The organism is Pseudomonas sp. S31 (assembly GCF_016648105.1).
In the GTDB taxonomy this organism is placed as follows: domain Bacteria; phylum Pseudomonadota; class Gammaproteobacteria; order Pseudomonadales; family Pseudomonadaceae; genus Aquipseudomonas.
The window spans coordinates 47,676-62,042 of the sequence record NZ_JACVVE010000032.1 but is presented as its reverse complement, the minus strand read 5'-3'; the positions used below and the strand labels follow the sequence as shown (position 1 = coordinate 62,042).

Genomic DNA, 14,367 nt, shown 5'->3' with positions numbered 1-14,367 from the left:
TCAGCCTCCCTGCTTGGCGCGGCCGGTGGCCGCTACCGCATCAGCTGCCGGTTGCTTGCCATCTGCGGCGTATGGGGTCCAGAAGTGTTCCAGGCCCTTGGCCTCGAGCGCCTTGTGCAGGTAGCGGGTGTCGAACCAGCCCTCGATGCTCACCGGACGGCGGATGAGTTTCTCCTGCTTGGCCTGGTCCGCGACGGCCTGGTAACGGCTGAGCAGGAACGGATCGACCAGTGGCGAGGCACGGTCACGCAGGGGTACCCCAGTGAAGTCGGCACGCAGGGATTCAGCCGGCTCGTTGCTCTTGGCCCACTCGCTGAAGACCGCATCGCGGTGGCTGTCCTCGGACGTCCATTTGGCCGCGTCCACCAGGGTGTCGACGACTTTCTGCACGTTATCCGGGTGTTCCTTTTCGTAGGCCGCGCGCACCACCAATGCGGTCTGCCGGGTGTAGCGCACGTCCTGCTCGGGGTTGTCGTAGACGATGTCGATCAGTCCCTTGTCGCGCAGCTTGAACAGCTCACGGCCACCGAACGCGGCATCGACGCCATTGGAGATCAACGCCGCCTGGGAGCTGCCGGTATCGAGGTTGATCGCCTTGATGTCGCGCTCGCTCAGCCCGTGCTCGGCCAGCAGGTTGATCATCACCAGGTGGCCGTTGGTACCGCGGAAGATCGCCACTTTCTTGCCCTTGAGGTCTTCGATGCGTTTGATCGACGAGCCCTTGGGTACCGCCAGGTACAGGTTGGCGCGCACGCCCAGCGCCGCCAGCAGCTTGGTGTCCAGGCCATTGGAGCGCCCGACCACCGCCGGCAGGTCGCCCTGGTAGGCGAAGTCCAGCTGCTGGTTGGACAGCGCCTCGTTGACCGCAGGCCCTGCTCCCTTGAAGAAGAACCACTGCACCTCGGTACCGCTGCCAGCGAAGGCCTTTTCCAAGAGTTGCTGGTTGCGCACGATACCCAGCGGCGAACCGCTGAAGGTGACCGGATCGCCGCCGCCTGCGGTGGCGACGCCGATGCGCAGCACATCGGCTTCGGCCACGGGAATGGCCAGGAGCGCGGCCAGGGTCAGGGCGATACGGCCTTTTTTGAACAGACGGATGCCGTCGAGCTTCATATGAGCCTTCCTTGTGTCGATACGATGGGCGGTTCAGGCAGCGAGATGCTTCTTGTCGGCTTCGGTCTTCGGCGAGCGAGATTCGGGGCTGGGCTTGAGCGCCGTGCTCGGGCGACCGTCCACCCCGATCGGCACATCGCCATCGATGGTCGTGCGACGCACGATGCGTTCGGCATCGCCGTAGTCATTGATGGCGACGTGCTGGGTCGCGCGGTTGTCCCAGATCACCACATCACCCGTTTGCCAGCGCCAGCGCACGGTGTTGTCCAGGTGGGTGATACGGTCATGGAACAAGCGCAGCAGTTGCTTTGAATCGTTCTGGCTTACACCTTGTATCTGTTTGACGAAATGCCCCAGCAGCAAACTTCTTTCACCTGTTTCGGGGTGCACACGCACCAGCGGATGCTCGGTCTCGTACACGTCAGCAGTGAATTGCTCGCGATACCGTTTCAAGGCCGAAGCATGTGGCGCGGCATAGTCATAAAGATTGCTATGCAATGCCCGCAAGTTATCCGCCAACAACTTCAGAGGTTCCGGCAAATCGGCATAAGCGGCCGCGGTATTGGCCCAGACCGTATCGCCCCCATAAGGAGGAATGACCACGCCACGGAGGATGGAGATCTTCGGATAGTTGGCAACGAAGGTCACGTCGGTGTGCCAGGAGCTGGCCCGGGTTTCCTTGGCGTCGAGGTTCAGGATGGCCGTGCTATGGGCCTGCGAACGCAAGGTCGGATGCGGCACCTGCTCACCGAAGCGCTGGGAGAATGCTTCGTGTTCGGCATCGTTCAGATGCTGCTCGCGAAAAAACAGGACTTTGTATTTCAATAACGTTTGTTCAATGATTGCGAAGTCTTCGTCACTGACGGACCCGCTCAACTTCACCCCGGAAAGTTCCGCGCCAATACGCCCCGCCACGGGTTTGATCTGAATAGTCATCGAACTGATCCTTGTCTTATGCCGTCGTGGATCAGATCATAAAGACATAAAACCAATCGTGACCAATCACTAATTAATATAAAGATATAAGGCCGATCCACGGCGTCATACCCGAACGCTATTAACTAATAACGTTCTCAATGAGCGATGGAAACGGCCAAGGCAGACGCGATATTGCACACCTACCCCACTGCGAGCCCGGAAGAACTTGAATGTGAGTGCCAGCCAAGGAGTTTCCATGCCTGCAGCAAATCCTTCTGCAGGTCGTGGTGCCATATCCAGTCGAAGCGCTCGGCCAATACCTGGCCGAGCATCACCTTGTCGGCCTGCACAACCGAGTCACGCATCTCGTAGAGTTCGCCCGCCTCGAACGAAGTCCGCTGCATCTGGCAAGCACGTGGCCGGCGCACAGCGTCATAGGCTTGCAGCACGGCTTGCGGCCGCTTGCCCAGCACCTGCGGATCGGCCAGCAGGCGTGCCAGCAACCAGGCATCCTCCAGCCCCTGACCGGCGCCAGCACCTTGGTGCGGCAGCATGGCGTGAGCGGCATCGCCGATCAGGCCGACCCGACCCTGCACGTACCCAGGCAGCTCGGCGAGGTCGTGCAGTGCCCATAACGAAGGTTTCGGGATGTTTTCCAACAATACGTGTACAGCGTCATCCCAGCCGGCGAACGCCGCGAGCATCTGCGCCTGGGTAGCCTCCCGCACCCATGGGGTGTCGCTGGGCCAGACCGGATCAGGCCGGCTACGGTCGCTGATGAAGGCCACCACGTTGATCAAGCGGCCCCGCTTCACCGGGAAGGTGAGGATATGGCCGTCCAACCCGAGGTACATCTGCGGCACATCGATCAGGTGCTCGTCCAGGCCACGGGCGCGGTAGGCACCGCGCAACTGCTGGCTGTCGATCAGGCCGCGGTAGGCGCAGGTGCCGCTGAAGCGCGGCTCTGCCAGGGGCTGCCCGAGCCCGTGCAATACATGGTCGCGAATCGATGATTTGATGCCGTCGGCACCGATCAGCAGGTCGCAACGGTGCACGCTGCCGTCGGTGAAGGTCACCTGCACCTGCTCGCCGTCCTGCTCGACTCGTTGCGCACGTTTGCCGAACCGGGCCACGCCTGCCGGCAACTGGCAAGCCAGGGCATCGAGAAAGTCAGCGCGGTGCACCGAGGATTGCCCGACACCCTTGGCCACGCTGCTGCCCAGGTATTGGGCATCCTCGCCCATGCGCCATTCGAACCAGATGTCCTGCCACGGTGCAGGTGTGCTGTCGGCGATCTTGCGGTACGGCTCGCCGATGCCCAGGCCGGCGATGGCGCGCACGGCGTTGGCGCCGAACGACACGCCCGCACCGATCTCGCCGAAGGCTGCGGCGGCCTCGAACAGCTGCACATTCAGATGGGCATGGCGGCACAGGTCCAGTGCCAGGGCGACGCCGGCGATACCACCACCGATGATCGAAACGTTAAGACAGGAAGACGATTGATGCATGACAGGGCACCCTCTGGGCTGATTGTTATTGGTGTCCCCGGATCATTACCCCTCGGATGATATTGATAAATATCGTGTAGCCTATAAATCACATCACGACTGTGAATATTGCCGAGGCATCATGGAACTGCGCGACCTGGACCTGAACCTGCTGCTGGTCTTCAACCAGCTGCTGATCGACCGCAAGGTGTCCACCGCCGCCGAGCACCTGGGGTTGACCCAGCCGGCCATGAGCAACGCGCTCAAGCGTTTGCGCACCGCACTGCAGGACGAGTTGTTCGTGCGCACTTACCAGGGCATGGAGCCGACGCCCTACGCCCTGCAGCTGGCGGAACCGGTGACGACGGCGATCCTGACCCTGCGCGATGCCCTGGGCCGCCAGGACACCTTCGACCCGGCCACCTGCAGCCGACGCTTCACCATGGCCATGACCGACATCGGCGAGATCTACTTCATGCCCAAGCTGATGGACGCCTTGGCCGAACGCGCCCCCGGCTGCACCATCAGCACCCTGCGCAACACCAGCGACACCCTCGCCGAAGGCTTGCAGAACGGCACCATCGACCTCGCCGTCGGCCTGCTGCCGCACCTGCAGGCAGGGTTCTTCCAGCGCCGGCTGTTCCACCACCGCTACGTCTGCCTGTGCCGCGCCGGGCACCCGGCCACACGCGAGCCACTCACGCTGGAACGCTTCTGCAGCTACGGTCATGTCCGGGTGGTAGCGGCCAACACCGGCCATGGCGAGGTCGACACCTTCTACGCCAAGGCCGGCGTGGCGCGTAACGTGCGCCTGGAAGTGCCGCACTTCGTCGCGGTGGGCCACATCCTGCAGCAGACCGACCTGCTGGCGACGGTGCCCGAACGTTTCGCCAGCAGCTACGAGGCGCCGTTCGGACTGTGCATCCTGCCGCCACCGGTGGAACTGCCCACTATCGAGATCAACCTGTTCTGGCATGCACGGTTCAACAAGGACCCGGGCAACCGGTGGTTGCGGCAGTTGATGGTCGATTTGTTTTGCGATTGACAGACAAGATGGGTTTTATCGCCATCACACAGCGCGAGTGACGCTCGCCGGCCTGTCGTGGATGCCAGTGCAGGCTATCGGGGGAGCACGCACCTACAGAAATTTCTGCCTGACCGAAGCAATCCCGCCCACCACCACCAGCACCGCACCGACGATCAGGAAGCCGTCCAACGCTTCCTGGAACCACACCACGCCGATCAACGAGGCGAACACCAGCAGCGCATAGTTGAAGGGCTGCAAGGTCACCGCTGCCGTGTACTTCAAGGCCTGCAGCAGCAACAGCTGGGCCGCTACGCCGGTCACGCAGAGGATCAGCAGCAACCCCCACTCCTGCGCCGACGGCGTCACCCACTGCGGCAACCCCGTCACGCTCGACCCCACCGCCCCCCAGAAGCCCATGTACAGCAGGTTGGTGGCAAAGGAATCGGTCTTGCTGATCTTGCGCGTCAGCACGTTGAACACGGCGAACATCAGTGCAGCCAGCAGCGGGATCAGCGACGCCACGCTGAACACCCCAAGGCCCGGCCTCAAGATTATCAGCGTGCCGGTGAAACCGACCAGCGCCGCCAGCGCCTGGCGCAGGCTGACGCGCTCACGCAGCACCAGCCCGGCCAGGACCAGGGTCAGCAACGGGAAGATCGCATAGATTGCGTGGGTTTCAGCCAGCCCCAGGTAACGCAGGGCCAAGCCGAACACGGCGATCTCGAAGGCTCCCAGCAACGCTCGAACCACCTGCAGCAATGGATGGGCGCTCTTCATCGCCTTGCTCACGCCACCTTTCAAGGTCACGAAGGCAATGGCGAACAACAGGAAGAACCAGTACCGCACCATGACCAACTGGGCTATGGGCAGGTCCTTGACCAAGGTCTTGGTGATGCCGTCCTGTGCCGCGAACACGAACATCGACAACAAGCACAGCCCAATGCCGATGTGCGCGCCCCTGGCCTGGCCGCCGGTGTTGAACTTCAGGTCGTGTGCGACAGTACTCATGCCAGGCCTCGATGCAGACTCGATCAGTTGAGGTCATCTTAGGTATGGCGTTTTCAACGGTCCACATCCCCCGATCACCTAGGTGAACGGCGCGCGTGGCTGGCCGTAACGCTCGCCGTGGGGCACGCAGTCGATGCCGCCTGTCGTGGCTTTCACTGCTGCGCCACCTCCGTGCCCAGCGCCGCCTGGACCTTCGCCAGGCCTGGCGCGCCATCCCAGGTGGTGACGCCCGCCAACCAGCCCTCGAGCACCTCGGGATGTTGCTTCAACCAGGCGCTGGCCGCCGCTTCCGGCTCCATCTTGTCGTAGAGGATGGCGCCCATGATGTGGTTCTCCATGTCCAGGGTGAAGCTGAGGTTGCTCAGCAGCCGCCCCACGTTCGGACATTCGTCGACGTAACCCTTGCGGGTGCTGGTGTAGACCGTGGCATCACCGAAGTCGGGGCCGAAGTAGGCATCGCCGCCGGTGAGGAACTGCATGTCGAAGCGCGTGTTCATCGGATGCGGCTCCCAGCCGAGGTAGACGATCGCCTGCTTGCGCCGCTGCGCCCGCTCCACCTGGGCGAGCATGCCCGACTCGCTCGAGGCGACCACCGAGAAACCGGCGTCCTTGAGGCCGAAGGCGTTGTCGCCGATGGCCTTGAGCACGGCGTTGTTACCGCCGTCACCCGGTTCCAGGCCGTAGATCTTGCCGCCCAGGGCGTCCTTGAAACGGGCGATGTCGGCGAAGTCCTTGAGCCCCTGGTCCCAAAGGGCCTGGGGCACCGCCAGGGTATACTTGGCGTGCTTGAGGTTGACCCGCACGATGTCGATGCTACCGGCATCGCGGTAGGGCTTCAGGTCTGGCTCCATGGTCGGCAGCCAGGTGCCGAGGAACACATCCATGCTGCGGCCTTCGGACAACGCCTTGAAGGTCAGCGGGACGCCCACGAGGGTCGATTTGGTCTGGTAGCCCAGGCTTTTCAGCAAGGTGGTGGCGATGGCGGTGGTGGTCTGGATATCGGTCCAGCCTGGGTCGGACATCCTCACCAGCCGGCACTGGGACGGCTCAGCGCCGTGGGCACTCACGGATACAGCCAGGGCGGTGCAAAGACCAACGCAAAGTGCATGTTTCATGACGCAGAATCCTCTATTGAGCAGCTCTGATAAGCGGCAGTTGTTGTTATTCCAGAGGTAAAGCGATCTTGTTTTTCTATGCAGCGAGTGGCGTTTCTTTCAGCGACGGATCCCGATGACACGACTGCAATAGCCGGGCCGAGGCAGCAATCGATGGGTTGCAAACACAGAACGGATGCTGGCCTCCACCGAGGTGGCGAACGTCACCGCGCGTCCGGCCTCCACCGCGATGTTCATGAGCATCTGCTCACTGGCGGCCAGCAGCTCCCCGTCCTTGGGGCGATACAGGTTGTGGACGATGTGCAGCCGCTTGCTGTCATGGTCGATCACCTGGGTAAAGATCTGTACGTCCTCGCCCAGCCGGGTTTCGCTCAGGTAATTGATGTGCGCTTCGAGCGTGTACAACGTATGGCCGTAGATCGCTCGACCCTGCGCGTCGAGACCGATGTGATCCATCAGGGCATCGGTGGCATGGCTGAAGAGCAAGAAGTAGAAGGCATCGCGCAGATGCCCGTTGTAATCGATCCAGTCTTCGACGATGGTGGCCTGGTGAATGAGTAAAAGATTGTTCACGAATAAACCCTTCCAGAAGTCATGGGTGCGCTTCAGAGATCGAGTACGAGGGTTTTGGAAAGCGATCGGGAGACGCAGATCATCATCACGTCGTTGTTCTTGCGCTCGGCTGCCGTCAGCACGCTGTCGCGATGGTCTGGGATGCCGTCCAGGACACAGACCTCGCATGAGGCGCATGTGCCCTCCCGGCACGAACTCTCTACCCGCAACCCGTTGTCCTCGAGTACCTGCAGAATGCTTTTGTCTGCCGGCACCTCGAAGGCTTCGCCGCTTCGGGCCAGTTGAATGTGGAAGGCCTCGTCCGTTGCAGTGGAGCTGGGCTGTTTCGGGGTGAACCATTCGAAATGCACCTGCTCCTGGGGAAAACCCGCGGCAGCCGCTTCCACAGCGAGCATCAGCGGCGTTGGCCCGCAGGTGAAGACATGCACATCGGCTGGCTGCTGAGCGATGGCTGAAGCAATGTCGAACACGCCACCGGCTTCGTCGTCGGCATGCAGCGTGACACGCTCGCCAAAGGGCCGGAGCGCCTCCAGGAATGCCGCCCGTTGACGGCTGCGCACCAGATAGAACAAGTGCCACGGGCGCTTGTTCGCCTCGCACCACTGGATCATCGACCAGACCGGCGTGATGCCGATCCCTCCTGCGAAGAACACGAACCCAGGCGCGTCCTCTGCCAACGGGAAGTGGTTGCGCGGTGGGCTGATTTTCAACGTATCGCCGACCCGAAGCGATTGATGGACATGCCTGGAGCCTCCCCGACTGGTCGGCGACAGGCCGACACCGACGCAGTAGCGATGGGTTTCCCGAGCGTCGTTGCACAGCGAGTACTGACGAACGATGTCGCCCGGCAGGTGCAGCTCGATATGAGCACCCGGTTCGAAAGGTGGCAGCGCGTCACCTGCCGGCGAGCGCAGTTCGACGACGATGACGCCTTTGGCTTCGGCAATCAGGTCGGTGATTCGTAGAGTCAATTCTTCTGGCATGGCATACCTCGCGCAACGGCAAACAGGCCCGGGACGCTGCCCATCCCGGGCCGACCATCAACGGCGCCGCAGGGGTGCGGTGGCCTTGAGCATCCGCGTGATGAGCTCGTCACGGTCGCTCGCCAGTGACGCCCAGCTGCTGCTGCCGGCCTCGTCATGTACGCCCTGGACCAGCAGCGAAGCCGTCTGCTCATCCAGACGCGGATCGCCCAGGTCATCCCACCAGCCGTGGAAACTCTCGGTGTATTTCTGGCAGAACGAGCTCAGGCCTTGCGAGCCACCGCCCAGGTGGAACAGCAGGGTCGGGCCCATGGCCGCCCAGCGCAGGCCGGGGCCGGCCCAAACGGCCTTGTCGACGTCCTCGACACTGGCCACGCCGCTTTTCACCAGGTGAATCGCCTCGCGCCACAGGGCGGCCTGCAGGCGGTTGGCGACGTGGCCCTTCACTTCCCGGTTGACCCGGATGGTGACCTTGCCCACCAGTGCGTAGAAACGCTCTGCCTGTTCAACCACGCCGGCGGCCGTTTTCTCGTTGCCCATCACCTCGACCAGCGGAATCAGGTGCGGCGGGTTGAAGGGGTGACCCAGGATGAAATGCGAAGGGTCTTTCCAGCCGGCCTGCATTTCGCCCAAGCGCAGCCCCGAGGCTGAAGAGGCGACGATGGCCCCTGGCTTGAGCGCCGCTTCGAGCTTGGCGAACAGTTCATGCTTGATGGCGATCCGCTCGGGCACGCTTTCCTGCACGAAGTCGGCGCCGTGCACGGCACTGGCCACATCGGCATGGAAGCTCAACGCGCCCGGCTCTCCCTCGGCCAGGCCCAGCTCGCGTAGCGTCGGCCAGGCATTGTCGATATACGCGCGCACATCGGCTTCCATCGTCGGCGCTGGGTCGTAGACCGCCACATTGCGCCCCGACGCCAGGAACAGCGCGGCCCAGCTGGCACCGATGACCCCGGCGCCGATCACCGCAACGTTTTCGAATTCACTCATCAGAAGAACCTCGGTTGTAATGGGGATGCACTGGTCAGGCCGCCATCGACGACGAGGCACTGCCCGGTGATGAAGCGCGCAGCGTCCGAGGCCAGCCAGGCCACGGTCTCGGCGATGTCCTGGGGCTGCCCGAAGCGCCCGGCGGGGTGCCGGGCCAGGGCGTCATGCTTGGCCTTGGCGGGGTCTGTGGCCATGGCGAAACCGTCCTCGGCCATGGCGGTCATGATCCAGCCAGGGCTGACCGCGTTGCAGCGCACCTGCGGCCCATGATCCACGGCGATGGAGCGCGTCAGGCCATGGACGAAGGCTTTCGAGGCGTTGTACACGGCCATCGACGGGTCGGCAGCCAAGCCGGATATCGAGCCCAGGTTGACGATCACCCCGCCGCCGTCGAGCATGCCCGGCAGCACCGCGCGGCACAGGTTGAAGGTGCCACGGGCGTTGATGCCCATCACTTGGTCCCAGTCGTCGTCGCTGGTTTCGAGCACGGTCTTCTCCAGCTGCACGCCGGCGTTGTTGACCAGCACCCCGACCCGGCCGAAACGCTGCTCGGCACGCGCCACCACGCGCCGCGCATCCGCCGGCCGGGCGACGTCAGCCTGGACCCACTCGACCACCGGGTCGAGGTCATGCGGCCGTGCACCGCGGCCGCACGTGAGCACCTGGCTGCCCTGGGCGACGAAGGTGTCGACGATGGCCCGGCCAATCCCCCGGCTGCCGCCGGTGACGATCACTACAGGTCTGTTCATGGTCGGTCACCCATGGGCCAGCATGACGTGGCGGATACTGGTGTAGGCATCGAGCGCGAACACCGACATGTCGCAGCCATGGCCGGAGCCCTTCATCGCGGCCCAAGGCATTTCCGGCGTGGCCACGCTGTGGGTATTGACCCAGGTGAAGCCGTAGCGCAGCCGGCTGCTGGCCTCCATGGCTCGGCCGCTGTCGCGCGTCCAGAGTGACGACGCCAGGCCATAACGGGTCGCGTTGGCGATGGCGACCGGGTCCTGATCCGGCGTGAATCGCGATACCGAGATCACCGGACCGAACAGCTCCTGGGTCGCGATTTCCGCATGATGGTCGACATCGGCTACCACGGTAGGGCGATAGAAAAACCCACCGCCAGGCTCGATCGTGCCACCTGTGACGACCTCGGCGTAGGCACGCGCACGATCGACGAACCCCGCCACCCGCTGGCGATGCACCTCGGTCACGAGCGGTCCCATTTCTGTCCCGTTGGCCCGTGGGGCGCCGACCTTGATCGATGCAGCGGCTTCGGCCAGGGCGCTGACCACGTGGTCATAGCGCTTGCTGGCAACCAGTACCCGGCAGGGCTGCGCACAATCCTGGCCCGCATTGAAAAATGCCGTGGCCCGAAGAGTCGCCACCAGTTTCTCGACGTCGGCATCTTCATAGACGATCACTGGCGCTTTGCCGCCCAGCTCGACATGAACCTGACGCATCTGCTGCGCAGCGGCGCGCATCGCCGCACTGCCGGTCGCCGGCGAGCCGGTGATGCTCACCGCTTCGATACCCTCGGCATTGATCAGCCGCGCCCCGGTCGAACTGCCGACCCCGTGCACGATGTTGACAACCCCCTTGGGCACGACGTCCGCCAACAGCTGGCCCAGGCGCAGGGTCGACAGCGGGGTCACCTCGGAAGGCTTGAGCACCACGGTACAACCGGCCGCCAGCGGCGCCGCCAGCTTCCAGGCCGCCATCATCAGTGGGTAGTTCCAGGGCGCGATGGCCGCCACCGGCCCGATCGGGTCGCGCCGGATCAGGCTGGTGTGCCCTGCCACATATTCGCCTGCCGCGACACCCGCCAAGGTGCGCGCTGCGCCGGCAAAGAAGCGAAATGTGTCAAGGGTCAGCGGCATCTCATCGTCGAGCGCCGATGGCCATGGCTTGCCGACATTCAGGCTCTCCAGGGCAGCCAATTCCTCGGCGTGTCGCTCTATCACCCCAGCGATGTCCTGCAACAGAGCAGAGCGCTGCCCTGGGGTGGTCTTCGAATAGGACTCGAACGCTTCATGCGCACAACGCACAGCACTGTCCAACTGAGCATCGTCAGCTTGGCGAACGCTGACGATCTCCTCCCCCGTTGCTGGATCAATCACAGCCAGCGGCACATCGGCGCCTTCAACGAGCTCACCGTTGATCAACATTCTGGTATGCATGGTGTTTCCCCAATCACGAATCACAGGGTGATCTTGTCGCGTCCTTTCAAGCCCAGGCGCGCCCGGGCTTCTTCAGGCGTTGCCACTTTCAAGCCCAGGTTCTCGACGATCGAGCGGATCTTCAGGACCTGCTCGGCGTTACTCCTGGCTTTCTCGCCAGCACCGATGAACAGGCTGTCTTCCAGGCCGACGCGCACGTTGCCGCCGAGCATTGCCGCCTGCGTGGCGAAAGACATCTGGTGCTTGCCCGCAGCCAGCACCGACCATTCGTAGTCCTTGCCGAACAGCTTCTGCGCCACCGTGTGCATGTGCATCAGGTTGTCCAGGTCGGCCCCCACCCCGCCCAGCACGCCGAACACGATCTGGATCAGGAATGGCGGCTTGACCCAGCCCTGGTCGATGACCCAGGCCAGGTTGTACAAGTGGCCCAGGTCGTAGCATTCGAACTCGAAACGGGTGCCATGGCCTTCGCCCAGCTCTTTGACGATGTACTCGATGTCGGCGAAGGTGTTGCGGAAGATGAAGTCGCGGGTGCTGTCGAGAAAGGCCGGCTCCCAGTCATGCTTCCAGTTGCTGTACTTGGCCTTCATCGGGAAGATGCCGAAGTTCATCGAGCCGACGTTCAGCGAGGCCATTTCCGGGCTTACCGCCAGCGCCGCACGCAGGCGCTCCTCGCGGGTCATGCCCAGGCCACCGCCGGTGGACACGTTGAGCACCGCATCGCTCTGGCGGTGGATCTGCCCCATGAAATCCTGGAACAGCTCCGGGCGCGGGTCGGGCTTGCCGGTTTCCGGGTTGCGCGCATGCAGGTGGATGATCGAAGCCCCCGCCTGCGCCGCCTCGATGGACGAATCGGCGATTTGCTGCGGGGTGATCGGCAGGTATTCCGACATGGTCGGGGTGTGCACGCCACCGGTGGTGGCGCAGGTGATGATCACGGATTTGGGCATGGCAAGGCTCACAGTTTCATTTGTTGGACTTGGGCGGTCAGACCACCATCGAGAATCCACAACTGGCCGCTGGCGTAGCGCGCCTCGTCGCTGGCCAGCCAGTAGACGAGGTTGGCCACGTCCTCTGGCGTGCCATAGCGGCGGGTCGGATGCACGTCGCGCACGGCGCTTTCCAGGCTGGCGATGTCGCCGTGGCCCTGGAAGAAACTGCGCAGCATCGGCGTGTCGATGTAGCCTGGGCACACGGCATTGACGCGAATGCCCTCGGGGCCGTGGTCGCAGGCCATCGCCCGGGTCAGGGCATGCACCGCGCCCTTGCTGGCGCAATAGGCGGCCAGGCCAGGGTCGGCGATGAAGCCGTCGTAGGAGCCGAAGTTGATCACGCTGGCCCCCGTGCTCTCGCGCAGCAGTGGCAAGGCATGCTTGCTGACCAGGAAGGTGCCGGTGACGTTGACCGCGAACACCTTGTTCCACACCTCCAGGCTGGTGTGCTCGATGGTCTGCTCCACCTCGATACCGGCTGCATTGACCAGCACATCGAGGCGCCCGTGAGCCTGCTGCACCCGCTGCATCAGCGCCTGCACCTGGGTTTCGTCACTGACATCCAGGCGCGCGCCGCGTGCACCTACCACTGGCGCGCCGTCGGACAAGTCCGCGGCGTAGACAACCGCCCCTTCCCTGATCAGCCGCTCGCAGACCGCCCTGCCAATGCCGCCGATTCCCCCGGTGACCAGCGCCACCTTGCCCGCCAATGCGCCGCTCATGGTTTCACGCTCCGTGCATAGGCCTCGAGTACCAGGCCGTGGAAGTGGTGCAGCGCGTGTTCGGACTTGCCCGAGCCATTGGGGTCGGTGACGATGCGGCCCTGGTCGAAGGCCGGGGTCTGCATGCCGCGCTGGACGTTCTCCACCAGCGAGATGTCCTCGACCTGCAGCACTTCATCCAGGTAGCGGATGGCCTCGCGCTCCATGTCGTCGGGCTCGGGCGTCTCGAGGAAGAAGTCGTAGGTCTCGAAGGTGCGGTCCGGGCCCATGGGCACGATGTTGAGTACGATCATCGAGCTGCGCCCTGGGTAGCGCATCAGGCAGGTGTTGGGCCACAGCCACCACACCGCATGGGTGCGCACGCTGGCCTTGGACACGTCGTAGGCCGAATTCTGGCCCTTGCCGGCCTCGGCCATGTGACTCGAGTAGATACCGTGGGTCTGCACCTTGTAGGTGTCCATGTCGACCAGGGTGCAGAAGTCCTTGTGCGCCGTCGGGCAGTGGTAGCACTCGAGGAAATTGTCGACCACGTTCTTCCAGTTCGACTTGATCTCGTAGGTCAGGCGGTGGCCGAAGGTGAGCTTCTCGATGTCCGGCGCCCAGTGCAGGATTTCCTTGGCCAGGTCACCGGACTGCTCGCGCAGCGGCGCGGCTTGCGGGTCGAGGTTGACGTAGACGAAGCCGCAGAACACCTCGACCTGTACCGGGGTGAGATGGATTTCCTCCTTGTCGAAGTCCTTGAGCCCGCCCACATGCGGCGCAGCCACCAGGCTGCCGTTGAGGCCGTAGCACCAGGAATGGTAGGGGCAGACGATGCGCCGGGTCTTGCCCTCGCCTTGCAGCACCGGGTGGGCGCGGTGCTTGCACACGTTGTAGAAGGCGCGCAGGGTGCCGTCCTGGTCACGTACCACGGCGATGGGCATGCCGGCGACGTTCACCGTGGTGTAACTGCCAGGCTCGCGGACCTTCTCGACGTGGCAGACCCACTGCCACGACTGGGCGATGATCGCCTGCTGGTCGAGGCGGAACCACTCGGGGTCGACATAGGCGTCGGCGCGCAGGGATTGGGAGCGCAATGGGTCCGGGTCGTACCCCTGCTTGATCGATTCGAATTGGCGAGGATGCAGCAACTCAGTCATATCAACGGCCCTTTTATTATCACGGGCTTGGGGATCTGCCCGTTCTGTGGGGTTGATATTCGTCTGAGTTCGCGAGCGGAAATGTTTAAAAACCGCCGCGCTTTGTGCTTATTCGGCCATTGT

14 protein-coding genes are annotated in these 14,367 nt (G+C 63.4%); 1 reads left to right on the top strand and 13 read right to left on the bottom strand.

The features are described from left to right. From IAE37_RS21340 to salA, 3 genes are all read right to left on the bottom strand, one after another. A complete protein-coding gene (locus IAE37_RS21340; protein ID WP_201176707.1) occupies positions 1 to 1,113 on the bottom strand; it encodes an ABC transporter substrate-binding protein in 1,113 nt (370 codons plus the stop codon). Positions 1,114 to 1,146: 33 nt separating this feature from the next. Continuing rightward, on the bottom strand, positions 1,147 to 2,049 hold the full coding sequence (locus IAE37_RS21335; protein ID WP_201176705.1) for a TauD/TfdA dioxygenase family protein: 903 nt from the start codon (positions 2,047 to 2,049) through the stop codon (positions 1,147 to 1,149). 182 nt (positions 2,050 to 2,231) lie between these two features. Next, complete coding sequence (gene salA / locus IAE37_RS21330; RefSeq protein ID WP_201176703.1) at positions 2,232 to 3,539, bottom strand: salicylate 1-monooxygenase; 1,308 nt, start codon at positions 3,537 to 3,539, stop codon at positions 2,232 to 2,234. Positions 3,540 to 3,660: 121 nt separating this feature from the next. On the opposite strand from salA, the gene IAE37_RS21325 reads away from it, so the two are divergent. Further along, on the top strand, positions 3,661 to 4,563 hold the full coding sequence (locus tag IAE37_RS21325; protein WP_201176702.1) for a LysR family transcriptional regulator: 903 nt from the start codon (positions 3,661 to 3,663) through the stop codon (positions 4,561 to 4,563). Positions 4,564 to 4,656: 93 nt separating this feature from the next. Here the strand turns inward: IAE37_RS21325 and IAE37_RS21320 are convergent, their stop codons facing one another. From IAE37_RS21320 to IAE37_RS21275, 10 genes are all read right to left on the bottom strand, one after another. Then, positions 4,657 to 5,553 (bottom strand): DMT family transporter, encoded by an 897-nt coding sequence (locus tag IAE37_RS21320; RefSeq protein ID WP_201176701.1) that lies wholly within the window; start codon positions 5,551 to 5,553, stop codon positions 4,657 to 4,659. Between the two features lie 152 nt (positions 5,554 to 5,705). Next, the gene (gene choX / locus IAE37_RS21315) at positions 5,706 to 6,668 is read right to left on the bottom strand and encodes a choline ABC transporter substrate-binding protein (protein WP_201176700.1); all 963 of its coding nucleotides are present in this window, start codon (positions 6,666 to 6,668) and stop codon (positions 5,706 to 5,708) included. A 99-nt stretch (positions 6,669 to 6,767) separates the two neighbouring features. Next, positions 6,768 to 7,241 (bottom strand): thioesterase family protein, encoded by a 474-nt coding sequence (locus IAE37_RS21310; protein WP_201176699.1) that lies wholly within the window; start codon positions 7,239 to 7,241, stop codon positions 6,768 to 6,770. A gap of 32 nt (positions 7,242 to 7,273) precedes the next feature. Then, entirely contained in the window at positions 7,274 to 8,224 is a 951-nt protein-coding gene (locus tag IAE37_RS21305) for a PDR/VanB family oxidoreductase (RefSeq protein ID WP_201176698.1), read from the bottom strand. 57 nt (positions 8,225 to 8,281) lie between these two features. Next, a complete protein-coding gene (locus IAE37_RS21300) occupies positions 8,282 to 9,214 on the bottom strand; it encodes a 3-hydroxyacyl-CoA dehydrogenase NAD-binding domain-containing protein (protein ID WP_201176695.1) in 933 nt (310 codons plus the stop codon). Then, positions 9,214 to 9,963 (bottom strand): SDR family NAD(P)-dependent oxidoreductase, encoded by a 750-nt coding sequence (locus IAE37_RS21295; RefSeq protein WP_201176693.1) that lies wholly within the window; start codon positions 9,961 to 9,963, stop codon positions 9,214 to 9,216. The genes IAE37_RS21300 and IAE37_RS21295 overlap by 1 nt, the downstream gene beginning before the upstream one ends. Before the next feature lie 6 nt (positions 9,964 to 9,969). Then, the gene (locus IAE37_RS21290) at positions 9,970 to 11,391 is read right to left on the bottom strand and encodes an aminobutyraldehyde dehydrogenase (RefSeq protein WP_201176691.1); all 1,422 of its coding nucleotides are present in this window, start codon (positions 11,389 to 11,391) and stop codon (positions 9,970 to 9,972) included. A 20-nt stretch (positions 11,392 to 11,411) separates the two neighbouring features. Further along, positions 11,412 to 12,341: a 3-keto-5-aminohexanoate cleavage protein gene (locus IAE37_RS21285; protein WP_201176689.1), complete on the bottom strand. Its 930-nt coding sequence runs from the start codon at positions 12,339 to 12,341 to the stop codon at positions 11,412 to 11,414. Positions 12,342 to 12,349: 8 nt separating this feature from the next. Beyond that, positions 12,350 to 13,105 (bottom strand): SDR family NAD(P)-dependent oxidoreductase, encoded by a 756-nt coding sequence (locus IAE37_RS21280; protein ID WP_201176687.1) that lies wholly within the window; start codon positions 13,103 to 13,105, stop codon positions 12,350 to 12,352. After that, on the bottom strand, positions 13,102 to 14,244 hold the full coding sequence (locus IAE37_RS21275; protein WP_201176685.1) for an aromatic ring-hydroxylating oxygenase subunit alpha: 1,143 nt from the start codon (positions 14,242 to 14,244) through the stop codon (positions 13,102 to 13,104). The genes IAE37_RS21280 and IAE37_RS21275 overlap by 4 nt, the downstream gene beginning before the upstream one ends. Positions 14,245 to 14,367 lie beyond the last annotated feature (123 nt).